The 24473-nt window shown below is 59.7% G+C and carries 18 protein-coding genes and 2 pseudogenes; 6 read left to right on the plus strand and 14 right to left on the minus strand.

What is annotated here, in order from left to right; genetic code table 11:
* Positions 1-85: 85 nt before the first annotated feature.
* The 6 genes and pseudogenes from F8N49_RS07195 to F8N49_RS28545 form a co-directional block, all read right to left on the minus strand.
* Positions 86-1039 (minus strand): D-2-hydroxyacid dehydrogenase family protein, encoded by a 954-nt coding sequence (locus F8N49_RS07195; RefSeq protein ID WP_073474567.1) that lies wholly within the window; start codon positions 1037-1039, stop codon positions 86-88.
* 12 nt (positions 1040-1051) lie between these two features.
* Complete coding sequence (locus tag F8N49_RS07200; protein ID WP_110645230.1) at positions 1052-2098, minus strand: alpha/beta fold hydrolase; 1047 nt, start codon at positions 2096-2098, stop codon at positions 1052-1054.
* 86 nt (positions 2099-2184) lie between these two features.
* Positions 2185-2619, minus strand: coding sequence for a YqaA family protein (locus F8N49_RS07205; RefSeq protein WP_071172371.1), 435 nt, complete (start codon positions 2617-2619; stop codon positions 2185-2187).
* Positions 2619-3065 carry a DUF411 domain-containing protein gene (locus F8N49_RS07210; RefSeq protein WP_016774649.1) on the minus strand — a complete coding sequence of 149 codons (447 nt, stop codon included), beginning with the start codon at positions 3063-3065 and terminating at the stop codon, positions 2619-2621. The genes F8N49_RS07205 and F8N49_RS07210 overlap by 1 nt, the downstream gene beginning before the upstream one ends.
* Before the next feature lie 239 nt (positions 3066-3304).
* Positions 3305-3832, minus strand: a pseudogene (locus tag F8N49_RS28540) (methyl-accepting chemotaxis protein); the annotation flags it as partial.
* 333 nt (positions 3833-4165) lie between these two features.
* Positions 4166-5296: pseudogene (locus F8N49_RS28545) on the minus strand (cache and HAMP domain-containing protein); the annotation flags it as partial.
* 353 nt (positions 5297-5649) lie between these two features.
* On the opposite strand from F8N49_RS28545, the gene F8N49_RS07220 reads away from it, so the two are divergent.
* Entirely contained in the window at positions 5650-6177 is a 528-nt protein-coding gene (locus F8N49_RS07220) for a hypothetical protein (RefSeq protein ID WP_071172374.1), read from the plus strand.
* Positions 6178-6222: 45 nt separating this feature from the next.
* Here F8N49_RS07220 and F8N49_RS07225 read toward each other — a convergent pair whose 3' ends face one another.
* Genes F8N49_RS07225 through F8N49_RS07235 form a run of 3 tightly spaced genes read right to left on the minus strand, consistent with a single transcriptional unit; the run spans position 6223 to position 10823 of the window.
* Positions 6223-7158: a GNAT family N-acetyltransferase gene (locus F8N49_RS07225; protein ID WP_130929887.1), complete on the minus strand. Its 936-nt coding sequence runs from the start codon at positions 7156-7158 to the stop codon at positions 6223-6225.
* The gene (locus F8N49_RS07230) at positions 7127-8437 is read right to left on the minus strand and encodes a phenylacetate--CoA ligase family protein (RefSeq protein WP_151551063.1); all 1311 of its coding nucleotides are present in this window, start codon (positions 8435-8437) and stop codon (positions 7127-7129) included. Before F8N49_RS07230 ends, F8N49_RS07225 begins: the two co-directional genes overlap by 32 nt.
* 43 nt (positions 8438-8480) lie before the next feature.
* Positions 8481-10823 (minus strand): acyl-CoA reductase, encoded by a 2343-nt coding sequence (locus F8N49_RS07235; RefSeq protein ID WP_372241011.1) that lies wholly within the window; start codon positions 10821-10823, stop codon positions 8481-8483.
* Here F8N49_RS07235 and F8N49_RS28550 point away from each other — a divergent pair.
* Entirely contained in the window at positions 10787-10873 is an 87-nt protein-coding gene (locus F8N49_RS28550) for a hypothetical protein (RefSeq protein WP_371699888.1), read from the plus strand. The two genes, F8N49_RS07235 and F8N49_RS28550, sit on opposite strands and share 37 nt — an antisense overlap.
* Positions 10874-10884: 11 nt before the next feature.
* Here the strand turns inward: F8N49_RS28550 and F8N49_RS07240 are convergent, their stop codons facing one another.
* Entirely contained in the window at positions 10885-12015 is a 1131-nt protein-coding gene (locus tag F8N49_RS07240) for an acyl-protein synthase (protein ID WP_151551065.1), read from the minus strand.
* 9 nt (positions 12016-12024) lie between these two features.
* Entirely contained in the window at positions 12025-13272 is a 1248-nt protein-coding gene (locus F8N49_RS07245; protein ID WP_151551066.1) for an MFS transporter, read from the minus strand.
* Between the two features lie 356 nt (positions 13273-13628).
* Between F8N49_RS07245 and F8N49_RS07250 the strand changes: the two genes are divergently transcribed.
* Positions 13629-13817, plus strand: a complete 189-nt coding sequence (locus tag F8N49_RS07250) for a hypothetical protein (RefSeq protein WP_016770563.1) — start codon at positions 13629-13631, stop codon at positions 13815-13817.
* 18 nt (positions 13818-13835) lie between these two features.
* On the opposite strand, the gene F8N49_RS07255 is transcribed toward F8N49_RS07250, so the two are convergent.
* Positions 13836-14213: a fe2+ zn2+ uptake regulation protein gene (locus F8N49_RS07255; protein WP_073474555.1), complete on the minus strand. Its 378-nt coding sequence runs from the start codon at positions 14211-14213 to the stop codon at positions 13836-13838.
* 243 nt (positions 14214-14456) lie between these two features.
* On the opposite strand from F8N49_RS07255, the gene F8N49_RS07260 reads away from it, so the two are divergent.
* The gene (locus F8N49_RS07260) at positions 14457-16796 is read left to right on the plus strand and encodes an acylase (RefSeq protein WP_151551067.1); all 2340 of its coding nucleotides are present in this window, start codon (positions 14457-14459) and stop codon (positions 16794-16796) included.
* Positions 16797-16848: 52 nt separating this feature from the next.
* Here the strand turns inward: F8N49_RS07260 and F8N49_RS07265 are convergent, their stop codons facing one another.
* The gene (locus F8N49_RS07265) at positions 16849-17850 is read right to left on the minus strand and encodes a FecR family protein (protein WP_122746318.1); all 1002 of its coding nucleotides are present in this window, start codon (positions 17848-17850) and stop codon (positions 16849-16851) included.
* Between the two features lie 153 nt (positions 17851-18003).
* On the opposite strand from F8N49_RS07265, the gene F8N49_RS07270 reads away from it, so the two are divergent.
* Positions 18004-18273 carry a PepSY domain-containing protein gene (locus F8N49_RS07270; protein WP_016770715.1) on the plus strand — a complete coding sequence of 90 codons (270 nt, stop codon included), beginning with the start codon at positions 18004-18006 and terminating at the stop codon, positions 18271-18273.
* 71 nt (positions 18274-18344) lie between these two features.
* On the opposite strand, the gene F8N49_RS07275 is transcribed toward F8N49_RS07270, so the two are convergent.
* Positions 18345-23189 (minus strand): dermonecrotic toxin domain-containing protein, encoded by a 4845-nt coding sequence (locus F8N49_RS07275; protein WP_256675410.1) that lies wholly within the window; start codon positions 23187-23189, stop codon positions 18345-18347.
* Between the two features lie 230 nt (positions 23190-23419).
* Here F8N49_RS07275 and F8N49_RS07280 point away from each other — a divergent pair, with 230 nt between their 5' ends.
* Entirely contained in the window at positions 23420-24448 is a 1029-nt protein-coding gene (locus F8N49_RS07280; RefSeq protein WP_151551069.1) for an Ldh family oxidoreductase, read from the plus strand.
* Positions 24449-24473 lie beyond the last annotated feature (25 nt).

Consider the following 24473-nt stretch of genomic DNA (forward strand, 5'->3'; position numbering starts at 1 on the left):
CCCAAAGGATGAATGCATTCCAATGTGGGAGCGATCTTGCTCGCGAAGGGGCCGGTTGAAGCACTACGACTCTCGAGTCAAAGACTCAATTCAACAGACGCACCGGCTCCCCGGCTGCCCATCCCTGAATATCCCCGATCATCTGCCGGAAGAACTGCTCGTAATTCTGCCGACTGACATAGCCCACATGGGGCGTGGCGAGGACATTGTCCAGCGTGCGAAACGGGTGCAGGGCCGGCAAAGGCTCTTGCTCGAACACGTCCAGCGCTGCCCCGGCAATGCGCCGTTTCTGTAGCGCCTTGATCAACGCCGCTTCATCGACGATCGGCCCGCGAGCAGTGTTGACCAGCAGCGCGCTCGGTTTCATCCACTCCAGCGCTTGCGCATCAACCAGACCGCGACTGCGTTCGCTGAGCACCAGATGCACCGACAGCACGTCGGCCTGCTCGAACAATTGCTGCTTGCTGACGTACGTCACGCCGGCCTGTTCAGCGCGTTCGGCCGTGAGGTTTTCGCTCCAGGCAATCACCCGCATGCCGAACACCTGACCGAATTGCGCGACCCGCTGGCCGATGCTGCCCAAACCGAGAATACCCAGGGTCTTGCCGTGCAGATCGCCGCCGAGGCCCTGTTGCCAATGGCCGGCGCGCAGGGCATTGGCTTCCTTCACCAGATCACGGGTGGCCGCCATGATCAGCGCCCAGGTCAGTTCCGGCGCGGCGTGTTTGTAGCTGTCAGTGCCGCAGACCTTGATGCCCAGCGCTGCAGCGGCCGGCATGTCCAGCGCGGCATTGCGCATGCCGCCGGTGACCAGCAACTTCAGATTGGGCAAGCGCCCGAGCAAGTCGGCGTCGAAGCGCGTGCGTTCGCGCATGACGCAGATCACCTCGTACTGGCCGAGGCGCTCGGCCAGTGCCGCGTTGTCGGCCGGGTAATCATGCACAAAGGTCACTTCACCAATGCTCTCCAGCACGGACCAGTCGACCACGTCGCGTGCCACGTCCTGCCAGTCATCGATCACTGCAATCTGCACCGTCATCGGCTTACCTCATCATGGAGCGGAAGGAGTCTTGCCCAGCCAGCCGAGCAGCGCCTGATGGAATTTTTCCGGTTCCTCCATTTGTGGCGCATGACCCATGCCCGGGAATTCGATCAGCGTCGACTGCGGAATCAGCTTGGCGACCTGTTTGCCGAGCACCTCGTAGTGGCCGATTTTCGCTTTCACTTCCGGCGGTGCGAGGTCCTTGCCGATGGCGGTGGTGTCTGAGGTGCCGATCAGCAACAGGGTCGGCATCTTCAGGTCCTTGAACTCGTAGTACACCGGCTGGGTGAAGATCATGTCGTAGATCAGCGCCGAGTTCCACGCGACCTGGGTCTTGCCCGGACCTTTGCTCAGGCCGGCGAGCATGTCGACCCAACGATCGAATTCGGGCTTCCAGCGGCCATCGTAATAAGTGGTGCGCTCATAGTCGCGAATGCCCTTGGCCGTGACTTTCAACTCACGCTGATACCACTGATCGACGGTGCGATACGGAACGCCGAGGGCTTTCCAGTCTTCCAGACCGATCGGGTTGACCATCGCCAATTGATCGACCTGCTCCGGGAACAGCAGCGCATAACGGGTGGCGAGCATGCCGCCGGTAGAGTGGCCGAGCACAGTGGCTTTCTGAATGCCCAACGCCTTGAGCAATTGCTGGGTGTTGGTCGCCAGTTGCTGGAAGCTGTATTGATAGTGCTCGGGTTTGCTGGAGGTGCAGAAGCCGATCTGGTCCGGCGCAATCACGCGATAGCCGGCATCGCTCAAGGCCTTGATCGAACTGTCCCAGGTCGCCGCGCAGAAATTCTTGCCGTGCATCAGCACCACGGTGCGGCCGTTGGCCTTGCCATTGGCGGCGACGTCCATGTAACCCATTTGCAGTTTCTGGCCCTGGGATTCGAAGGCGAAGTGTTTAAGCGTGTAGGGGTATTGGAAGCCCTGCAGCTCCGGGCCGTAGGCAGGCCCTTCGGCGGGGGCGGTTTCAGTGGCTGCGTGCGCCATTATTGGCAGGGCAGCGCTGAGGACGAGGCCGGGCAGCCAGCGGGAAAGCGTGACGGACATAAGCACAAACTCCTTGAAAATTGGCCGACTCTGGAAGGTCGGGATTACGCCGACGTTAAACAAAGGCAATCACACTGAGGGTTGGTTCAACCGAGCCAGCCCAGGGTCAGCAAGGCCAGCACGCCATAGCGCGCGCCTTTGGCCAGGGTGACGATCAACAGAAAGCGCCCGAGCGGTTCGCGCATGACGCCTGCTATCAAGGTCAGCGGATCGCCGATCACCGGCAGCCAACTGAGCAGCAGCGACCAATGCCCATAGCGCTCATAGTGCTTGCGCGCCTTGGCCATATGCTTTGGGCTGACCGGGAACCAGCGTCGATCCTGAAAGCGCTCGATGCCACGGCCCAGCCACCAGTTGACCAGTGAACCGAGCACGTTGCCTAGCGTCGCTACCGCGAGCAAACCCCACAGCCAGTAACGCTCGCTGACGATCAGGCCGACCAGCAGCGCCTCGGACTGCAACGGCAACAATGTCGCCGCGCCAAACGCAGCAAAGAACAGGCCGAAGTAGGCTGCCCCCATCAACGGGCCGGGTAGTCCGCCACTACCACGTCAGCGCCGTCCTTCTTCAGGCCGATCACTTGGTACGCATCGCTCATGCCGTCCATTTCCATGCCCGGCGAGCCCATTGGCATGCCCGGTGCAGCCACACCCAGCAGATCGTCGCGCTTGCTCAACGCAAGCACCTGATCGGCCGGCACATGGCCTTCGACGAATTTGCCATTGATGATCGCCGTGTGGCAGGACGCCAGACGCGGTGGTACGCCGTGCTGCTGTTTAAAGCTGCTCATGTCGCTTTCGACGTGATCTTCGACTTTGAAGCCATTGGCTTCGAGATGGCTGATCCACTTTTTGCAGCAGCCGCAATTGGCATCGCGGTGCACTTCGATCGGGATCAGCTCGGCGGCTTGCGCCAGGGAGGAGATGAACAGGGCGCTCAGGGTGAGCAGACGCAGTTGGCTTCGCATGGGAATGGGCTCTCGACTCGGTGAAGGTCAGCAAGAACGCATTTTGACCGGTTTTTCCATCCCGGCATCAACTGAGTGTTTCCAGTTGCTACAAGACAGCCGAACCAATGTGGGAGCGAGCCTGCTCGCGAATGCGGTCGACCAGCCGCAGAAACAGTGACTGAAAAATCGCTTTCGCGAGCAGGCTCGCTCCCACAGGGGACTGGCGTAAAGGCCAAAACCCCGTGGTCGCGGTTGGCTTAACTGACCTTGAACCGCCCCATGATCGCGCTCACGCGGCTGTTGGCTTCGAGCAACTGGCGGGTATTCAGCTCGCTGGCGTGGCCGCTCTGCACCAGTTCATCGACCATGTGGCGAATCTGCACCATGCTGCGGTTGATCTCTTCGGTGACCGCGCTTTGTTGTTCGGCGGCGGTGGCGATCTGCGTGCTGAGGCTGTTGATGTGGCTGACCGAACCGGCCATTTCGTCCAGCCCCGAGTTGACTCGGGCGGTGGCGTCAGCGGCGGACTGGCAACTGGCCTGGGTGTTTTCCATGGCGCTGACCGACGAACTCACGCCTTGGGTCAGACGGGTCAACATTTCGTTGATTTCCGAAGTGCTGGCCTGAGTGCGGGCGGCGAGGGCGCGGACTTCATCCGCCACCACCGCAAAGCCGCGCCCCTGTTCACCGGCCCGGGCCGCTTCAATCGCGGCGTTGAGGGCGAGCAGGTTGGTCTGCCCGGCAATCGCGCCGATGACGCCGAGGATTTCGGTGATGCGCTGTGCGTCCTGCTGCATGTTTTCAACTTTGTGTGTAGCGCTGGCCACTTCGTCGATCAGCGCGACCACGCTGTTGGTCGCTTCCCCGACCACAACGCGCGAGCGGTCTGCGTTCTCATTGGCACGCTGGGTGAACGCAGCGGTTTCAGCGGCGTTTTGCGCGACGCTTTCAGCAGTCGAGCTCATTTCGTTGATGGCGGTGACGGTCTGATCGGTTTCCGAAGCGTGACGCAGCAGAATCTGGCCGGTATGTGCCGAGGTGCGCTGCAGGTTGTCGAGGCTGGAAGCCATGGCGCCGGTGGCCTGGGTGACTTCGCCGATCATGTTCTGCAGATACGCGATGAAGGTGTTGACCGAGTGACCGATGGCGCCCAGTTCGTCTTCGGCGCGAATGGTGATGCGGCGGGTCAGGTCGGCGTCACCGCTGGACAGCGAATCAATATTGGCCTTCAGCGCCTTCATGCGCAGCACCAGTTTGCGAATCGCGTAAACCTGCAATAGCACCAGCAGGATCACCAGCGGAATCTGGATCAGGCTGAGACTGTTGAGCACATCGTCACGCTGGGCGGTGAGCATCTTGGTCGGCAGGGCGGTGGCGAGGAACCACGGTGTGCCCTCGATAGGCCGCATGAAGAATGTAGCGTCTTCACCGTTGTTGTCGAACTCGACGCGTTGCGCTTTATCGCGGTTCTGCAGGCCGGTCTTGATCTGATTGACGAAGGTGGAGCTGGCCGCCAGTTCGCTGATGTTCTTCAACACGATCGGGCCGCTGATGCGCGAGCTGTTGCTGATGATCTTGCCGTCAGCCTCGACGATGAGCATTTCGGCGTTGAGGTCTTTTTCCTTGCGCGCCACCAGGTCGTTGAAGAAGCCCAGGGTCACGTCGATGGTTGAAACGCCCCAGGCACTGCCGTTCTTGTAGATCGCCATGGCGCAGTTGGTGCGCGGCTCGGCACTGGCGTCGTCCTTATAGGCAGCGGCCCACGCGCACTGGCCGCGCGGGGTGGCCATGCCGCCCTTGTGCCAGCTCTGGTCGTAGTAGTTCGGTGCGGCGTCGCTGTTCCAGAAGGTATTGACCTTGAGCTGACCCGAGGCATCGCGGTGCCAGAAGGTGCTGAACTTGTTGCGACCGGCTTCGCGCTGGCCCGGCAACGGCCAGATACCGCCGCCAAAGACTTTCAGTTCGCCGTACTGATCCACCAGCCCTGGCAGCACCACGTCGATGGCGGCGCTGTCGAGCAGGGGGATGGTCTGGGTGATGCTGCGTTGCTGCGCCTGCACCTTGTTCAGTTCGCCCTGAATCTGCTCGGCGACTTCGGCGATGCGGTTGAGCACGACCTTCTCTTCGGTATCGCGCAGGGTCGGTGCGACCAGTTGGCTGATGCCGACCACGGTCAGCACGGACAACAACAGGATGAACAGAATCAGAAACAGCGTGTAGCGAGCCTGAATAGTGCGCAGTGCGGGCATGGAACTGATCCTTGAGCGGCTTTTTGTTGGAGGGCAGGAATAAAACAGGGCGGGTATCACAGCGTATCGTCGTTACGGGCGGAAGCTTTAGGTACTTGCGTGCCGAAAGAACTCAGGGCGATGACCGGTTGGTATCGGGATTGGTACATCCCCCGCAATCGCCACAGTTGTTACATCCTGATGACGGCTCTGAAGCAATGTTTGCGGGCCTTAAGCTCAGTGTCATGAATGTACGAGATTTGTAAAAAAGCGCACAAAAGGGTTGGTTGGATCAGGCGAAGCGGCCGATACTCGCGCCCATTCAATTGGTTGGAACAAGGACATTTCATGCTCATTGCACAAGGAATCCTCGCATGACGATCGGCTATACCGGCGCCTGGGAAAGCAAGGCGGGCGTAATGGTCCGTGATACCGGCGCGAAAAAGCAGGTTTCGCAGAGCGTCAAGGTGCAGCAGATGCTGACCCTGGTCGGCAACGATCCGAATGCGCTTAACGTCGCGGAGATGGACAAACAGGGTTTGCGCAAGCAGATCAAGGGCTTTGATCCAGCCAACGTCTCCGTAAAGCAGTTGGGCAACCTCAGCGAATTCCTGCGCGGGCGCGGCCTGATTTCCGAGATCACCTCGATCACCTTGCTCAATGCCGGCGACAAATTCGACCGCTTCGGTGTGCAGAAAGACCCCGACGCCAAGTTCAACGCGCTGGAATATTTTGCCACTCAGCTCGATGCCATCCAGACCAACAGTCTCAATGGCAATTACTACGGCAAGAGCCTGATTCCCGAATTCAAGAAAGCCATTTACGTCCTGCAGAATCTCAAGACCTATGGTGAAGGCAATGCGGCAGTTCCGTCCGACAAAGGCCTGACAGCCAAGGCCTGACATCGGCTGGTGAAGCCCGCTCATCCGTGTGCGGGCTCGGGCTGTTTACACCGCAGCCATGGCTCGCCCGGTGGTTTGACGTTGTGCCTGGTCGTGTAACTGCTGCATGTGCGGGCAATGCAATGTCAGCTTGCGCGTGCGGTAGCCGCGATGAAACAACGTCAGCCAGCCTCCTCGATTGTCTTGCGCAGGCGCCAGACCGGTGAAGGCAAAACCGATGGCGTTAAGACTGTGCAGATCCACGGCAAACTGTCGGGACAGCTGCAAACGAATCGAAATCAGCCAATGCCCGGGCAGCGTTCGCAACTGATCGAGCAGTTCCGGTTCGAGTTTTTCCACGAGCATTTCATGGCGATCGCCGTGTTGTTGAACCTGAACCGAGGGCCCGCGCCAGCATGCTGCGCTGGGCGAACAGCCAAACGCCGCCGTCAAACGCTCCATGAACGCACGGTAGCGGGTTGGCCACGGCTGCTCCGGCAGCGGACGCTGATAGCCGTCTATGGCGCGGACACCCAAGACGATCGACTCCGGTGTTTTGCCGCCAAAGGGTGAGCGGACATAGTCCGGCAACAGTCCGGTGTTATGAAAACCGAGACTGATAGCCATGCGTTGGGTATAGGGGTGGTGGGTGACCTGTTTGATCGAAACGCTGCGACAACCCAACGCCTGTGCATGAGTCAGCAGTTGCGCGCCCAGCCGCGTGGCAATGTTCTTTCCGCGGGTATCGGGATGTACGACGCTCAAGGCCAGTTCGGCATCGTGCGAGTCATCGGTTTGCCGGTACAGCGTGGCATGGCCACGAATCCGTTCACCCTCGACCGCAACCAGTGAGTGCCAGCGCTTGGCTGCGTGGTTCTGATTGATCAGGCAGGGCAGGTAGACGTCGCTTTGCACGTAATGATCGCCATAGACCTCGCGAAACAGCTGGCTGACTGCCGTGGCGTCGGTGTCACGGTAATTGCGCAGGATCAACGTATCCATCACGCACCTCCCCCTCGTCCGGGCCATAGCAGCGCAAGTCAACAATTCGCAGGCTTTTCCCCGCGCGAGGATGGCGCGCCAAGTCCTCGAACCGGCAACTCTGTATACGCAGCTGCAATAACCCGGCGCCTCGCAGTTGTGGTATCTGCGGATACAGTTCGATCAAGCGGGCCTCGAGTCTGTCCTCGATGCGGGTCGATCCTTCGTTGACTACGTATTTCACCGTCAATAGATCCCTGCCGTCGTCGTGCTCGATCAATAACTGCCAATCGTTGCTGCCACTGATGCTCCGGACGCTTTCGCTGATTTCATCGGTCATCAGCGACAGAATGCCGACCCGCACACGCTGGCTGCTGCCGCTGCGCCCGCGCAGGGCGAATTTGCGTTGTGCAGTGCCCGACGGCTCTCGCCAGCACGCAAGATCTCCGACGGGATAGCGGATCAACGGCATCAAGCGGCGATGCAGATTGGTCAATACGAGCAGACCGGTTTGATCGCAGGCCTCGATCGTTGCGCCGCTGTGCTGATCGACAATCTCCAGCAGCACGTGGCCGTCAGGTGTGCGATGTTCTCCTTCGATGCAGTCACGATGACTGGCACCAATGAATCCGCCATCGACACTGGCGTAGCCGATCGAGGCAATGCGCGCGTTGGGCAGCACTTGCTCAAGGAGCTGGCGTTGTGAGGCAAACAGACTCTCCCCGCCATAAAGCACGGTATCAACCAAGGGCAGCGCAAGGCCGCGTTGGTCGAGCCAACTGGCGAAGGTCAAAAGTTGCGCAGGCACGCCAGCCAACACGTTGATCCGGTGTTGCACGATGGCATCGGCCAGCATTGGCGGGTCGACTTCGCCGGTAAACGGAAACTCGGTGATAGGCGTTTCCACATGGGCCAGTGAATCGTGGATAAACAGAAAACTGGCATAGAGGTCGCCAGCGAAGAACAGGTTGGCGACACGGTCGCGGGAGCTGAATTGCTCGCTCAGACTGCGGCCGAAAGCTTCCACTGTGCGTTGCCATTCCGTGCGGGCATATACGGAGAGCCTGCCGCCGCCGGTTGAGCCACCGGTCTTGAAGACCAGGGCGTGGGCCAGGGGGGCAGTCAGAACCGGCCATTGCGCCAGATCCGCGCTGTCTTTCCAGAAGTCTGCCGGATCAAGTAGTGGCAGTTCGCACAGCGAGCTTATTGCCTCGGGAATATCGGCGAGGCTGTTCCTGTAGAAGGGCGAATGCTTGCGGGCAAAACCCATCAATTCGCTAATCGGGTCGGTTGTTTTCACGGTGTATTCTTCTTGATTCGAATGAGCCAGCTCACGGCAAGCGTCAGCGGCGGGAGTCAATGACCAGCGGCGTCTTGCCGCTGTGTTTGTTTTGAACGAAGTGCTCGGGCGGGCATTGTTCGATCTGCAGCACCAGCAATCCGCTGTCGATGACGGTCGTCAGGGTCAGGTAATCGGCGAGGCGGTTTCGCACCTTGTTGGCTGCAAGTTCACAGTGCAGTTGCATGCGCTCGACGCCGTCAGCGCTGTGGTCCAGCTGCAACTGAAACGGCACTTGCAGCCGCGACGCCAATTCGCTCAGGGAGATGAAGTCAGTGCCGATGCGCAACAGCTTGCCGTGGCGTTGCAACAGCTCGAAGCGTGGCGACGTCAGCCCGCAGGCGCAGACGCCCGGCAGCCAGCGCCCGGTGTCGCCAATCTCATAACGCTGCACGCGCTGGCCCCCTTCACGGGCGAGCGAGGTCACCAGCAGCCGACCCACCTGATCGCCGATCACCGGCACATCCTCATCGAACGCGACGATTTCCAGGTCCTGGATCGCGTTCATCAGATGGAAAACGCCATCCGCCGAAGCCTTGCAGGCATGGCCTAGCGGGCCGGCATCGACGCTGCCGTAGATCGCCGAGCGAATGCTCGACACGCCACAACTGCGCAGCAATGCACGGTTCTGCTCGCTCAGGTGCTCGCCACCCAGAAAGACCTTTTCGACTCCGGCATAAGCACGCAGACGCTCCTGTTCATTGAGAAACAGACGATGCAGTGTGGCGGGCATTCCCACCAGGACGTTGACCCGTTGGTCGATGATCAGTTGGGCAATCTCCCGGTAGTCGTCATCGGTAGGGGCGGCCATGGGCAGGTGCGTCACCTCGAGCAATTCCAGCGCTTTGCTGAAGCTGAGAAAACCGCCGTACAGCCCGCCACAGAAGAACAGGTTCATGACCCGATCCCGCGCCGGATCAAGACCAACGGCGAACAGACCGTCAGCGGTTGCGCGCATCTGCCGATCAAAATCGCGATAGCTGTAGCCGGCCAGAGCAGGGGTGCCGCTGCTGCCTCCAGAGCGGAAATACAACTGCGCCTGATCGTTGATGGGCTGGGCGACGAACGCCTCTTTGTTCATGATCGCAGCGCTCGAATTCGCCGCGAGTGGCGGTGAATCGAGACTGGCCTGATTCGGCAGTTGCGTGGCCGCCAGACTCACCGATACCCGCCGACTCAAGCGTTGCAGCGCATAGACGCCATCATGGGGTTCGCCCTCGTAGCCGTCTTGAATGTTGCCGATCGGTGCGATACGCGTGACCCCGGCGGCGATCAGCGCATGAGTAAGCTCGGCAATGCGTGATTGCGCACACATCAGCGCGCAGCTTTGCAGGACGTTGCGCCACGGCAACAGGGCGGCAGTGAGCAGTGCCTGCGGCAGCGGGTGCAGCAGTACGCTGCGAAACAGCGGTGAAGGCGCGAGTTGCCGATCATGGCTCCATATCACCCGCCAGCCCGGGGCGCTCCACACTTGCCCGGTATGACCGGCGAAACTCTGGCCGAGGCGGGCCATCTGCGTGTGCGTGGTAATTTGCGCAGCTTCCTGAATTGTCGGTACCAGAGCCGGCCATTGCGTGGCGCGTCGTTGCAGGGCCTGCGCCAAGCGTTCACCGATATCGCGCAAAACCTGCGGATCATCGCTGTCCACCAGCAGCCATTGCGGGCTGGAGCAGGCCTGCTGATCCAGTCGGCAGACTTCGTCGGCGACGGCATCAAGCGCCTCCGGCGTAGACGATTCCGGGGTGAGATAGACGAAGCTGATGCGGTGCCCCCAATCGATCCAGCGACACCCCGGCACCAACTGTTGCCGAATCGCTTGCAGGGCCGCTTCGCCACCCCACGCTGCAACGCCGTTGGCGGGTTTGCACAGCTTGCCGATCTGCTCGGTGCTCGCTGGAATCACCGCCACATGTCCGGCCAGTTGTCCGCTGGCATCGCAGTCGACCAACGCGCGCAACAGTTGCGCCGTCAGGCCTTGATCGCTGCGGCTGGGGCGCAACCAGTTGACGTTGCCGGCGAGCAGACTTTCCACCACCGCGCAAAAGGCCAGCAGCGGCGCGTTGGCCGGAGTGATGTGCACCACCAGCCCGAGCGGACGCCAGGCTTCGAAGCGTGGCTGGCGATAATCGAAACGACGCAGGCAATCGGCCTCGGCGCCCAATTCACGCTGGCGTTTGTAGGCTAGCGCTTCGGGTTGGCAGAAATCGATCAGGGCCTGCCGCTGCTCGTTGTCGAGGGGCAGATCCGTGTGCGCGTCATGCAGCTGCCGGGCAAATCCCGCGACTGCGTCGATGACTGTGCGGCTGTCGAGTGCCCTCGCCAAGTGTTGCGGCAACGCCTGTTGCAGGTCTTGCAGCGCTTGGTCGAGGCTATAAGCGTGGTGCAGTTGTCCATTGATCAAATACATATCAGTGACTCCCCAATAATTCGGCGGCGGCCATTGCGCAGCTTCTGCCCGCTGTGGTGGCGGCGCGGCCGTGCAGTTCGAACCAGTCGCTGGTCAATCCACAGCCGCAACTTGCGCCCGGGTGCAGCGTGGCAAGGTCGCTCATGACCACGGCGTGGGCCGGGCTGGAGGAGATGTAAGGCGAGACGAAGCCGAGCAGGCCTTGTTGGCCATAGGGCAGCAGGGAAAAATCCGCTGGATCGCGAATCAGCACTCGCGAATACACCGGCACATGAAAGCGGTGACGGGCGCATTCGATGTAAGGCACGGCGTGCTCGACAGCACCGTAACCGTCGCGGCAGCGGGCCGGTTCGATGCCCAGTTGCCGATGGATATGGGCGTAAAACTGTTGTTTGGGAATTTCCTCCGCGGCCTGGGTTTTCCAGCCACCGCCAAAAAACGCCAGCGAACCGGCGGGCAATTGCACATCCTGCACAGCGGTAGTCTGCATGCGTTGCAGGGTCTGCCAGAGAAACGCCGGGAAGCCGAAAATCCGTACCGGCAAGCCTTCTTCAGCGAATGACTGCAAGGCGGCGATCACGCCGAATACATCGAACTGATGGCCGCGACCAGTGTTACGCAAGGCGTAGACCACGCGATTGACCGGGGCAAACCGACAGAGGAACTGGTCGGTAAACGAGGTGCCCAAGGTAATGCGTCCTTCGGGTTCGTAGCTCAACAGCAGGTAGTTGCACGGACTATCGGGAGTGTCCCAGGCGTAATGGCGGAAGATCTGCGCAACCATGAACTGCGCGCGAGCCAGGCTGCGTTCGTCGTAACGCATCCGGCTTTTCTGCCCGCTGGTGCCCGACGAAGTCAGTTCCAGGGCGTCTGCGCCGGTGCTGCTCAGCAGCAGGTGTTGCTTGAAGAAACTGGCAAAGATCGGCGGCAGACGCGACCAGTCATTGAGATTGTCGAGGTCCTGCGGCGTCAGTCCATGGGCGTTTAGCCAATGGGCGTAACCCGGAGTGTGCTCGCAATGAAAGCGGCTGATTTCAGTCATCGCCCGATCAAACAGATCAGGCGCGGCTGAATCCGCACAATAGGGTTGCGTCAACGCGCACAGCGCGTCGGCATAGGGTAGGTGAGTCATCCATGTTCCTTATTGAGGCGAGGCCACATCAGCGGTGGTGGTTTGCAGGAGCCGGTAAACCATGGGCAGGCACATCAGCCCGCCGAATGCGGCCCAGAGAGCGAAGTATTCAAGACGGCTGCCGCCACCGATGGCAGCAATCAGCGAACCGCCAAGGCCCATGACGGCGATCGAAATCATGCCGGTCAGCGCCGACACCAGACCTTTGCTGTCGTCACTGGCAAACAGTGCCAGGCGATACACCGCCGCATTGCTCATGCCCAGCCCGACGGCGTACAGCGACAGACTCGCCACCACCGGTCCAAGCCCCGCACCGAGCAATGCGCACGCGGCCAGAAACAGAAGGCCCAGACAGAACGGCCAGAGCGCCAGTTGAATCAATTGCGTCAGCGAATGAGTCTGCAGCAAGCGGTCGAGAATCAGATTGCCGGCGATGACTGCCGAGAACACCGGTATCTGCCACAGGCCATATTCCAGCGGCGGCATTTCCAGTACCCGCACCAGCAGCAATGGCGCCAGGCCTATCCAGGCGATCAGCGGCAGACTCATCAGGCCGAGCGCCAGGCTTGCGCAGAGGAAACGCGGATTGCCCAACAGCGCACCGTAGCGCCGACAAATGAGGCGCCAGGAGAAGGACACCCGGCGAGTTTGTTGACCGTCGCGGCGCTCGACGCCCACGGTTTCCGGCATCCACAGCAACAGGCCGAGCCAGACCAGCGCTGCTGTGCATCCCAGCAGCAGAAAAATTTCCCGCCAGCTCAGCCATTCCAGCAGCAGGATGCCAAGCAGCGGCCCGAGCAACGGCGATAACAACGCAACATTGCCGAGCAACGCCATCAGCCTGACGGCGTCGGCTTCGCAAAAAACCTCCTGCAATGCCGGGTAACTCACGGCGACGACGAATCCCAGCCCCATGCCCTGCAACAGACGCAACAGGTTGAACGCTTCAATGCTGTCAGTGCTGAAAGCTGCCGCGCACGACACACCGAACAGTGCACTGCCGATCAACAACAGTGGCCTGCGCCCGAATTGATCGGACAAGGGACCCAGTAGCCATTGCAGGCAGACGCCACCCAACAGATACAGATTGAATGCATGGGGTACATGCCGCGCGTCCGCTTCGAGGTCGGTAGTGACGTCCAGCATCGCTGGCATGATCACGTCGCTGGCCATGTAAGTGAGCAGTTCGAAAGCGGTCAGCGCCAGACAGAAACCCGTAACCTGTCTGGGGCCGATATTGATAAGTGTTCTCTGCATGAACATCCCTGTTTATGAGTTATAGGAAGTTCGCAGAGCCTAGGTGCAGACGCACAGCCGACCTAGCCGTTTGCTGCGTCAGCAGATTTCAAAAACTTACGGCATGTTTAAAGCGCGGGCGGAACGCAAACATGTTTACTTGGCTGCCATTGCGGCAGAATCAACAATGCCCGCGTCAGTGCGGGCATTGTTTGCGCTGGATCAGGGAGGGCGGGGCATGTCTCAGGGTCGGATGCCCATGCAGCCAAAAAACCTCAGGGGCGGTAACATGAGCACCCGTTTGCCCCGGCGCATCCCCGTAATTCGGGAGCGCATGGCGTGCAACCGGATACATTTCAATGTTTCAGGAAACCGCAATGACCCAGAAGCAACGCTTGATTTATTCGATTCTGATCGCCCTGTCGGTACTGGCGATCATGCTGGGCCTGTCCTGGCTGCAAAACGCCGGCATGATCACCGAGAAAACTTTCCAGTACGTCGCGATCGGCGTGGCCGTGGTTGTGGTGGTGATCAATGGCGTGATGCGCCGCAAGGTCAAGCCGTAACGGCGAGCACCCGGTGCCTCATTCGTGGTTGAGGACCGCTGCAGCCTGCGGGTGCAGGCTGTAACTCTTGTCGGCGTTGAAGGTGATCACGCCTTCGGCGCACAAGCGTTTCAGCACTTCGCGCACGCTGAGAAAGGACAACGGCACGTCCAGATCGAGCAACTGGCTATGCACGCCACGGACGCCCAAGCGACGATTGCTCTGTGCCGCCACCAGCAGGGCGTCGATGACTTTCAGACGAATCAGGCTGGTGCGCAGGCCGAAACTCTTCAGTAACACGCGGATGCGCTCATTGCCCGGACGCTCGCCGCGCTGGGTGAAATTGCTGGTGTGCGAACCCATGGAAACGCCCTGTGGCGTCTGGCTACCGTCCGTTGGTAGTTGCGAGTTGTACATGCGATTACTCCTTTTCAGAGCCAGATCGGGAAAGGTTTTGTTGCGCTCTCTAAACAAGACGTTTCAGCACGACAAATCATGAAAGAAAAGATGTAGAAATTTCGTCGCAAATTCGTCTCGGCCTTGTGATGCCGGCCTCGTCCCGAAGGATTGCCCGCTAAATTTTTTTCCTCAGCTTCGTTTCTTCGTCAGGCTCATTGCGCGTGGACGCAGGGGCAATCGACCTTTCGATCAGGAGCAAGCGTGATTATTTCCAGGCAATTCACCGGGCTGGCCCTCGCCAGCACCTTGTTCGGACTGAGCCTGTCGGCCCATGCACTGAGCCCGGCTGCACAAACCAGCGCCGATATTCGCCGCACCAGTTTCGGCGTGCCGCACATTCGCGCCGAGAACGAACGCGGGCTGGGCTTCGGCATCGGTTACGCCTACGCCCAGGACAACCTGTGTTTGCTGGCCAACGAGATTGTCACGGTCAACGGCGAGCGCTCACGCTACTTCGGCCCGGAGCAGTTCACTGTCGAACAACGGGAAAACCGCGTCAGTGATGTGTTCTTCACCTGGCTCAATACTCCAGAAGCGGTCGAAACCTTCTGGCAGGCGCAACCGGCGCAGGTCCGCGACCTGGTCGAGGGTTATGTCGCCGGATACAACCGCTATCTGGCCGAACGGCGCCAGCAGGGATTGCCGCAGCAATGCCAGGGCGAGTGGGTACGTGAAATCAGTGCCGAGGATCTGGTCAAACTGACGCGGCGCCTGTTGGTGGAAGGCGGGGTCGGGCAGTTCGCCGAGGCTCTGGCCGGCGCCACTCCGCCGCAAGCGACCGCGCAGGTCAAACACGACGCCGAGGCGTTCCAGTTGGCCGACGCCCGTCAGCAACGTTTCGCCCTGGATCGCGGCAGCAACGCCGTGGCAGTCGGCAGCGAGCGTTCGTTCAACGGCCGTGGCATGTTGCTGGCCAACCCGCATTTCCCATGGGTCGGCGGCATGCGTTTCTATCAGATGCACCTGACCATCCCCGGCAAGCTCGATGTGATGGGCGCGGCTTTGCCGGGTCTGCCGATGATCAACATCGGTTTCAACCAGCATCTGGCCTGGACCCACACTGTCGACTCGTCGAAACACTTCACCTTGTATCGCCTGCAACTTGATCCAAAGGATCCGACTCGGTATTTGCTCGATGGCAAGTCGCTGCCGCTGAACAAACAGACGGTTACCGTGCAGGTCAAGCAGGCTGACGGGCAGGTCGTGCCAGTGAAGCGCGATATCTACAGTTCGCAGTTCGGTCCGATCGTGCAATGGCCGGGCAAGCTCGACTGGGACAAGCAGTACGCCTACAGCTTGCGCGATGCCAACCTCGACAACGATCGCGTGCTCAAGCAGTGGTACGGGATGAACCAGGCCAGCAATCTCAAGGATCTGCAAGACGCGGTGCATAAGATCCAGGGCATCCCGTGGGTCAACACTCTGGCGGTGGATGACAAGGGTCAGACGCTGTACATGAACCTGTCAGTGGTGCCGAATGTCAGCGCGGAAAAACTGGCCAAGTGCAGCGATCCACGCCTCGGTCTGCGCATGATTGTCCTGGACGGTGCCAACAGCGGCTGTGCCTGGGATGTCGATCCGCAAGCGGCGCAGCAGGGCATTTTTGCGTCCAGCCAGTTGCCGCAATTGCTGCGCAAGGATTTCGTTCAGCACTCCAACGATTCAGCGTGGCTGGCCAACCCGGCGCAACCGCTCACTGGCTATTCACCGCTGATCAGTCAGGACGGACAACCGCTGGGCCTGCGCTCGCGATTTGCGCTTGATCGTCTGGGTGAGCTGAGCAACAAAGGCCCTCTGGCAATCAAGGATCTGCAGCACATGGTCATGGACGATCAGGTCTATCTGGCCGCGCAGGTCATGCCCGATCTGCTGAAGTTCTGCGGCGCCGATCTGGGCAGCGATGCGGCCACGCTGAAGCCGGTCTGCGCCAGCCTCAAAGCCTGGGATGGTCGTGCCAGTCTGGATTCCGGGATCGGTCTGGTGCACTTCCAGAACATCATGCAGGCGCTGCTTGAATCACCGGATATCTGGCGTGTTGCATTCAATCCGGCCGATGCGCAACACACTCCGCACGGCCTGGCGCTCGAACAACCGGCCGTGGCCAAGGCGCTGCGTGAAGCGATGCTGGCGTCGGTCGAACTGGCCGGCAAAATGGGCCTGAAACCCGACACGCGCTGGGGTGACATCCAGGTGGTCAGCAGTGGCGGGCGGCAAACGCCGATTCATGGCGGGCCGGGTACGTTGGGCATCTACAACGCGATGCAAAGCGTGCCCCGTGATGACGGCAAACTTGAGGTGGTCAGCGGCACCAGCTATCTGCAAGTTGTGAGCTTCGACGAAAAAGGCCCGCATGCCCAAGGGCTGCTGGCGTTCTCGTTATCCAGTGATCCGGCGTCGAAATATTCACGCGATCAGACCGAGGCGTTTTCGAAGAAACAGTGGAGTGTCCTGCCATTCACTGAGCAGCAGATCCAGGCGGATCCGCAATATCAGGTGCAGACGATCAAGCATGATCAGGCAGGAAAAGTGGCAGCGCAGTAAACAGTCGTCGCCTGAAACAAACGAAGGCCGCCTCCCGCAAGGGACGCGGCCTTCAGCTTTTCGGCGGGCGTTGCGGCATCGAATTGATTACCGGGTTGCCTTCCTTGTTGCGGGTCAGGTAGACCGGCAGCACTTTGGGCAGGCTGTTGGCGAGGTTGTTCATCTCTTTGATGTTGTAGACACCGCCCACGCGGATCGCGCCGGTACTGGTGTCGGCCAGCATCAACGGCTTGTCCAGGTAACGGTTGATCAGCGGCAGGGCGTCGTGCAGCGCAAGGTTGTCCAGTATCAGTCGGCCGCTGCGCCACGCCAGCGAGGTATCGCCGGGATAGGTCTGACTGATTTGCGGTGCGTAATCGCCATGTCGGTAGCGTGCCTGCATCGATGGACTCAGACGCAGGCCGTCGCCCGGCAGATCGCGATTGCTGCTCACCAACACCGAACCTTCGATCAGATTGACCCGAACCTGATCTTCGTACATCCACACATTGAACCGGGTACCGGTCACGCGGATCTTGCCGTCGCCGGCGCGCACCACAAACGGATGAGACGCGTCATGGCTGACATTGAAAAACGCCTCGCCCTTGTTCAGAGTGGCGCGACGTTCATTCTTGTAATTGCTGAAAGTCAGGTCGGTGTTCAGGTTGAGTTCCAGCTGGCTGCCGTCACTCAGAGTGATCTGACGCACACTGTCGGTGGCGGCGTAATGCTGATAACTATTGGGCACCCAGCCCAGACTCCAGCCGCTGTAGGCCGCGAGCGGCAAGCCGACAGCGCAGGCGCCGGCGATGACCGCGAACTTGCGCCACGAACGCAAGGGTTTGCGCTGCGCCGCGAGCGCCTCGGGTTCGGTTCGAGGCAGATCTCCGGCGACTTCCCAGATTTCCTGCATGGCTTCGTACTCAAAGGCGTGCAGCGGATGGGCTTCGTGCCAGGCTTCAAATGCGCGACGCTCCTCGTCCGTGCAGTCAGCGGCGTGCAGACGCATGCACCAGTGCGCGGCGGCATCGGTGATCGCATCGTATTCGGCTTCCGAGAGAGTGTCTTGGGTCATTGACTCGTCCTGATTTCGCTCATTCTAACCTCGCCGGCAGGCTGCCGAGAACATCCGTCATGGCATTTACCCATCAACGTGGAACTTATTTTTCCCTGTGGCGCCCAAAAAACCAGGAAGCAACTGCCTACTATCCATAAATGGAGTGAAAAAATGATCAAAAAGACATTCGCAGCCCTGATTGCCACCGCCGGTTTGCTCAGCGCCGGTGCCGCCCTGGCGGACAAGCCAGGCGCAGGCTGGATCACCATCGAAAAAGCCATCGAGGTCGCCAAGACCAAGGCCGGTTATGTCGAGGTCTATGAGATCGGCGCCGACAATGACGGCTACTGGGAAGGCGAAGGGCGCAAGGCCGATGGCACTGTTTACGAATTCCGCATTGATGGCGCTTCCGGCAATGTGCTGCGGGACCAGAAGGACTAACCCACCTTAAGCACTCACTGATTCTTGTGTTGAGCAATGCGCTGGCGCGACGTCAGCGCATTTTTTTGTCTTCACGGCAGCGCTTGCGAGGCTCCTGCCTGATCCGAGCCCGCCGCCGCTGACGATAGAGGGGCGGGAAGCGGGTCGAGCTGGCGGCCCAGTTCACTGATGAGCAACGCGATCGAATCGGCGTTGGCGAGCATGACGTCAATCCTTGCATCTGCAGAATCAGGGCGGCAAAACGCCAGGCGTGCATCTGCAAGGTTTGTGGTGTTGGTAAGGCTGAGGATTTTTTGGTAATTGCCGGCATGCGCGGGTACTTTGTCCAGGTCGGTCCAGACCTGTTTGCCGGTCTTTACCGCAAACAAATGCTTGCCGTAGCGCGACAATAAGCTGCGATGACGTTCAATAGATTCCTTGGCATGTTTGCCCGAGGTCGTCCTCGTATCGATGAGGTCCAGATAAGGCGCCATGGCCTGCACGGCGACAAGATCGTCGCTGTCGCAAACCAGATGCGAGAGCTCATGGATCAGCGTTACAGCGCGGGCATGGGAATCAACATTGAACCGAGGAGGCAAATGCGCAGTGTATTTATCCAGTCCCGGGTTGAAAAACAGCTCAGTGAGATGAATGATTTTTCGTTTGTCCTGTTTGAAAACGAATGCCACGGTATTGCCGCTGCCAGGTCCGTTCAAACCAGTAAAAAAGCGTTCGGTGTAGAGCAGATCGTCTTTCGGGTTCGTCAGTTCTCGGCAAACAGGAATAATCACCTTCTCGAATTTCCTGAGCAGCGTAGGCGTTATTACCGACACCTCGAAGAACTCCTTTAAAACCGTCTCTAACCGCGTGCCCGTAAGGTTGTCGCGCTGCGTAACGTAGTTATGCAGACAATTGACTGCGTATTCTCTTGCACGATTTACCGCTTGCTGTATCACGAACGCCCTGGCCGGATAGCGACGGTTGATCTGGGCCATGCCTCTGGCCTGGATATACATTTCTATGGAACGGTTTTCCTCGACTTCGTGTTGCACAGGGTCACGTTTTTTTGACCGGCAGCGATACACCTGCTGGCTGGTGCTTGCGACGACCAGACGGGAATTTTTCTCCTCGAGTGCCGGCCCCTGGCTGCCGTCTTTTTTGCGCAAATACCAGGTCTTTTCGACCTGGACCGTCGGATACACCTTGCCGGCAATAGCGGCGTATTTCTGCGTCGTCGACGAATCTCCATAGACCAGCTTATTGGCATCGAGCTTGAGGCTTTCCAGTGCCGTACTGCTTTCGAAGGGCTGCAGATCCACGCGGGCGGGCGTTACCGGTGACACTTTTGCCCAGCGAGAGGCTGCTTGCACCGTCGTTGCTGTACCCTCAGGTGCGTGCGCCTCTGCGGCGAATTCGGTACTGACCGTTTCTGCCTCGCTTTCCCAGGACAGACGTCCCAGGCTGAAGAGGGTAATCGCCCCTGCAATGAAGCTTTTCAGGGCGTTCGCCCAGTGGTGATCCTGCAGGCCTTCGGCGGAGGCCTTGAAATCCTGATAGCTGCGCCAAAGGAATAATCCGCAGGCGAGTTTGCCCGGCAACACGTGCGGCACCAGGCGGACGCCGTGGCTGAACAGAAACTTCACTGCTTCCCAATCTGCCTGGGCGTTGATCTGTGGTTGGCTGCGCAGCATTTGTGGCAGAAGACTCAGGGTGTCTTTGTGCAACCGCTCGAGCACGTTGCCCTTTATGGGGGAGTCATGAAGGGTGATTTCACTGTTTTTGCCGATCGTTGTTTTCAACAGGCTCTTGAATACGGCCTGCTGCGCGTCAGGCAGACGCCGGATGAGCAAGTCCTGAAAGTGGCCGGGGGTATTCAGTGCTTCGATCAACTGCGCGTCGTTCTCGAACTCGCGAAATACCCATCTTGAGTAAGGCGCATAAAGGACCCGGGGACCTGTTTGCCCTGCGCCCGGACCGAAGACATACAGTCCGAGCGCGTCTACGCAATCAGCGCCCGAAGTCTTGATCAACGATAGCGGACAAGCGATGGCGTGAGCACCGTCGACCATCGCCCGCGCTATCCCGTCCGGCATATCGAGGACCTGGCAGATATAGTCGTAGCCGGTATCGGAGAGTTGCTGTTGCAACTTCATCGAGTGGGCGTGCTGCATCAATTGCCAGGGCAGCTGGCGCAAGAATCGTTCTTTGCTGAGGCGTGCTGACGCGCTATCAGCTGTCAGCGCTTCCGTCACTTTCGCGGTGTAGGTAGTGGCAACGTCGAGAGATTGCAGCAGTTGCCGTACGGCGGACTGGCCAAAATCCTTCGGTAGTGCCGTCGCGGTTGTCGATGCCACTTTGAAACCGCTGTCCTGCACGACGTTGTAGTGATGCAAGCTAAACTCCAGCAAGTCACAGGCAGGGCCGGCCAGTGTCAGGTTGGGGGTGATCCGGATGTCCTGTGGCTTGAGGCCGTTGCCTGGAAATCGCGCATCGAGCAGTGTCTTGAGTGTCTGCTCGATATGAGTGGCCAGCGCCGGGACCTCATCGAGGAAATCCTTGCCGTCGATGAACGCGCGGCGCAGTTCATCCAGCAACGCCAGTTGCGTGCGCTGCTCGGTCGCCGAGGCCATGCGCAACCAGTCGGGATAATCCAGATGACTGGCAAGGGTTCGGGCAAGGTCAACGGCGCGGCGCAGATTGGTATCGATCACCGCGCTTTTCATTTGCTCAAGGTAAGTCTGCAACCTGTCCTGGCCCTTGATACAAACGCGCAGCTCTTCTGAATCGGCCAGGAAGTGTTCAATGCCCGATTGCATGCGATTGCTGGAAACCCGGTCTTCAATCAATTGAAAACTGCCCAGGGTGTATTGCTGGTCCAGTCGACGTTGAGCCCTTGGCAGATTTTCCAGCAGCGTATGACTCTGGTTGTTGTCATCCAGGCGTTGTTGCAATTGCTTCTGCGCGACGGCGATATTCTCGAACTGTTCCAGCCCAGTGGCCGGTGTCCACAGGATGGCGCGTCCGGAATGCTGGTCATCCATGCCGCCGCGCTCGGTCAGGAGCACGCAGTGAGCGAGCGGCAATGCACCTTTGAACTCGGCACAGGTGAGGGTGAGCGACCATGCATCGGGGCGAAAACCATTGAGTGACTGGCGCTCCCTGCGTGTCGGATGCGTGGCATCGAACACGGTGTCGACGATCTTTCGCTCCGCCTCCAGCCATGACCCGCTGAGACTGCGCAGGTAGGCCTCACCGCGCAGGCCATCTTCGAACGCCTGCGCCAGCTTCCAGAGAATGCCCTCGAGAAAGACCCGCTGTTCGCCGCCGTGGCCGGTCGGCTGGTCTTTGAAGTGGCTGGTCAGATTATCCAGCGTCCGTCCCAGACTCGTCGCCTGCTGCGCAGCCTTGTCCGCTTGCACGAGTGACGATGGCGGAGTGCTGGTGAATAACGGACGGGTACTCCAGCGCTGATTGAGATCGAGCTTGAGCAATCGTTCATGAATCATCGAGCGGATATCCAATGCCTTATCAAAGAGTGCATGGATATCGGTGGTGCGTTTGCTCTGACGAAAGCGCTGCAACACGAATTCAATGTTCTGGCGTTGTTTGGTGATGATGGTCTCGAACAGCGTCGTCATGATCTCACCGCCAATGTTTTCCCCGGATACCTGTGCGTTAGTGAAGCCAAGGTAGCGATTGCGCTCTTGCAGGTTCATCAGCCCGTACAGCTCATCTTCGTGCCCGGCAGCCCGCAGTTTGGCGGTCAGTGTCTGTTTGAGGTCGGCGTAATCGGTGAGCACCTGCAGGCCCTGGCTGGGCGTATAGAGATAAGCCTTGTCATGATTGATCATCAGCGAACCGGCCAGCTCGACACAGGCTGTCTCTTCGCTCAGGCACACGGTTTCGAACGTTGGCCGCCGCACCGCAACGCTTGGCTCACGGACCAGACAGTGCAGGGCGTCGAATTCGCTGGCAGTGAGGATCTGCGTTTCGCGCTTGATCATCAGATCCGCTCGCGCTTGATCCTGTAGCGTCTGGCTGAAGAAAGTACGTCTGGGCGAGCCCTCGAATGAGGCGCCATTCCAGTAGATCTCAAGCTGCCGAAACAACAGCATGGTCAATTTTCCCGATGCGCACTCGATCGCCTGGGTCCAGGCAGACTGATCGTCTTCGCTGACCGAACGAGCAGGATGGGTAAATTCCACGGTCTGACCGTGCGGCCAGCCTTGGCGATGAAAGTGCAGCAGCAGCGCGTCACTGAGCGACAGCGAGTCGACCCACTGTTTGTCCGCAGAGGAGGTCGCCGAATAGAAACCGACCCGGGTTAGCGACTGTTGCAACGCGGCAAAATGCGCTTCGAGCAGTTCGTCGAGAATCTTTTCCAGCAACGTTGCAAGGGATGGCAGTCGTTTGAGCTCGTCCAGCAGGTCACGGGCGCACCTCTCCAGGGATTCGCCGATAGCCGCTTGCTGGTCCTCGAACACATCACCTTCGATGGTTTCGCAGGTCAGGGTAATCCCGCGTTTTTCCACCAGTTCCTTGCGCAGCGAAACCGAGAGGAAAGCCAGCAGATCATCAGCTTCCCCGGCATTGTCGAGGCGTGTCTGCAGGGCGTCCGTCAGTGCTTGGCGGTCAGCGAATTTTTTCAGGCCATCGTAGGGCGTATATAGAAACACGCCGTTGTCATCCGGCCCTGCGCTGAGCATGAAGCTGCCCGCCAGCGGCACGGCCTGTTGCTTTTCGGCGTTGAGCAGGATGCGTTCGGCCAGCATCGGCGGGGTCTGCTTGTTGCGCAGCGATTGCGTCGCCAGTTGCGCATGGGCGAGCCAGTCGAAGTCTTTGCTGTTGAGACCGTGTGCCGGACCCAGGGCAGCATGCAGGCCGGGTGAATCGAATATCACTGGAAACAACAGCGGGGCAGTCGGGGTGAACATCATTGCAACTCTGAACGGGGCGCCATCGGGCTGGAACTCAACAGTAGATGCGCAGACTGGAGCACTTGCGGTAGATAGTTACCGCACACGCTGACCGTGAAATGTGCATCTGGGCGCGCCAGCGGATGCCGATCAATCGAAGGGTTGACAGCTGGCAGCTCGGGCGCGGTTAATCGGTGGGCAAATTCGACCGTACGCTGTTGTTCCCTCCAATAATCATTCTGGAGCTTCAGATGTCTGCGCTACACGATCATGGCTCGTCCACAGTGTCCCTCGAGGCACTGACGCAACTGCTTGAAACGATTTTTCTGCGCCACGGCACTTCCAGCGACGTCGCCCGGGTGCTGGCCGCCAACTGCGCCAACGCCGAACGCGACGGCGCTCACAGTCATGGCGTGTTTCGCATCCCCGGTTATGTCTCGACGCTGAAAAGTGGTTGGGTCAATGGCCATGCGGTGCCCCAGGTTGAAGACGTCGCGCCGGGGTTTGTCCGGGTTGACGCTGGCAACGGTTTTGCCCAGCCAGCGTTGGCAGCGGCCCGACCACTGCTGATCGAGAAGGCGCGTCAGGCCGGGATCGCGGTGCTGGCGATTCGCAACTCGCATCATTTCGCTGCTTTGTGGCCGGATGTTGAGCCCTTCGCCGACGAAGGTCTGGTCGCGCTGAGCGTGGTCAACAGCATGACCTGCGTGGTGCCCCATGGCGCTGATCGGCCATTGTTCGGCACCAATCCGATTGCCTTCGCCGCACCAAGGGCCAACGCCGCGCCGATTGTGTTCGACCTTGCCACCAGCGCCATCGCCCATGGCGATGTGCAGATCGCCGCGCGCAAAGGTGAAAAACTCCCGGTCGGCACGGGTGTCGACAGCCTCGGCCAGCCGACCCAGGACCCCAAGGCGATTCTCGAAGGGGGCGCCTTGTTGCCGTTTGGCGGGCACAAAGGCTCGGCGCTGTCGATGATGGTCGAGTTACTGGCGGCGGCATTGACCGGCGGCAATTTCTCATTCGAGTTTGACTGGTCCAACCATCCCGGCGCGAAAACTCCGTGGACCGGCCAGCTGTTGATCGTCATCGATCCGAGCAAAGCGGCGGGGCAGAGCTTCGCCCTGCGCAGCGAGGAACTGGTGCGGCAGATGCACGGAGTCGGGCTCAAGCGTTTGCCGGGGGATCGGCGGCATTTGCAGCGTGCCCGCTCATTAGCGCAGGGCATCACGCTGGATGAACAGACGCTGGGGCAGTTGCGGGAGTTGGCGGGGGACTGAGTTTGCACAAGGCATAAAAAAGCGA

Origin of the sequence: Pseudomonas sp. GXM4 (assembly GCF_008923895.1) — a bacterium.
In the GTDB taxonomy this organism is placed as follows: Bacteria; Pseudomonadota; Gammaproteobacteria; order Pseudomonadales; family Pseudomonadaceae; genus Aquipseudomonas; species Aquipseudomonas atacamensis.

What these genes read in the sequence shown, in the direction of transcription:
- F8N49_RS07210 (WP_016774649.1), bottom strand. Translation starts at nt 3,065, where the DNA reads ATGCGAAGCCAACTGCGTCTGCTCACCCTGAGCGCCCTGTTCATCTCC.
- F8N49_RS07245 (WP_151551066.1), bottom strand. Translation starts at nt 13,272, where the DNA reads ATGCAGAGAACACTTATCAATATCGGCCCCAGACAGGTTACGGGTTTC.
- F8N49_RS07265 (WP_122746318.1), bottom strand. Translation starts at nt 17,850, where the DNA reads ATGACCCAAGACACTCTCTCGGAAGCCGAATACGATGCGATCACCGAT.
- F8N49_RS07205 (WP_071172371.1), bottom strand. Translation starts at nt 2,619, where the DNA reads ATGGGGGCAGCCTACTTCGGCCTGTTCTTTGCTGCGTTTGGCGCGGCG.
- F8N49_RS07240 (WP_151551065.1), bottom strand. Translation starts at nt 12,015, where the DNA reads ATGACTCACCTACCCTATGCCGACGCGCTGTGCGCGTTGACGCAACCC.
- F8N49_RS07255 (WP_073474555.1), bottom strand. Translation starts at nt 14,213, where the DNA reads ATGTACAACTCGCAACTACCAACGGACGGTAGCCAGACGCCACAGGGC.
- F8N49_RS07275 (WP_256675410.1), bottom strand. Translation starts at nt 23,189, where the DNA reads ATGATGTTCACCCCGACTGCCCCGCTGTTGTTTCCAGTGATATTCGAT.
- F8N49_RS07270 (WP_016770715.1), top strand. Translation starts at nt 18,004, where the DNA reads ATGATCAAAAAGACATTCGCAGCCCTGATTGCCACCGCCGGTTTGCTC.
- F8N49_RS07225 (WP_130929887.1), bottom strand. Translation starts at nt 7,158, where the DNA reads ATGGATACGTTGATCCTGCGCAATTACCGTGACACCGACGCCACGGCA.
- F8N49_RS07280 (WP_151551069.1), top strand. Translation starts at nt 23,420, where the DNA reads ATGTCTGCGCTACACGATCATGGCTCGTCCACAGTGTCCCTCGAGGCA.
- F8N49_RS07200 (WP_110645230.1), bottom strand. Translation starts at nt 2,098, where the DNA reads ATGTCCGTCACGCTTTCCCGCTGGCTGCCCGGCCTCGTCCTCAGCGCT.
- F8N49_RS07195 (WP_073474567.1), bottom strand. Translation starts at nt 1,039, where the DNA reads ATGACGGTGCAGATTGCAGTGATCGATGACTGGCAGGACGTGGCACGC.
- F8N49_RS07220 (WP_071172374.1), top strand. Translation starts at nt 5,650, where the DNA reads ATGACGATCGGCTATACCGGCGCCTGGGAAAGCAAGGCGGGCGTAATG.
- F8N49_RS07250 (WP_016770563.1), top strand. Translation starts at nt 13,629, where the DNA reads ATGACCCAGAAGCAACGCTTGATTTATTCGATTCTGATCGCCCTGTCG.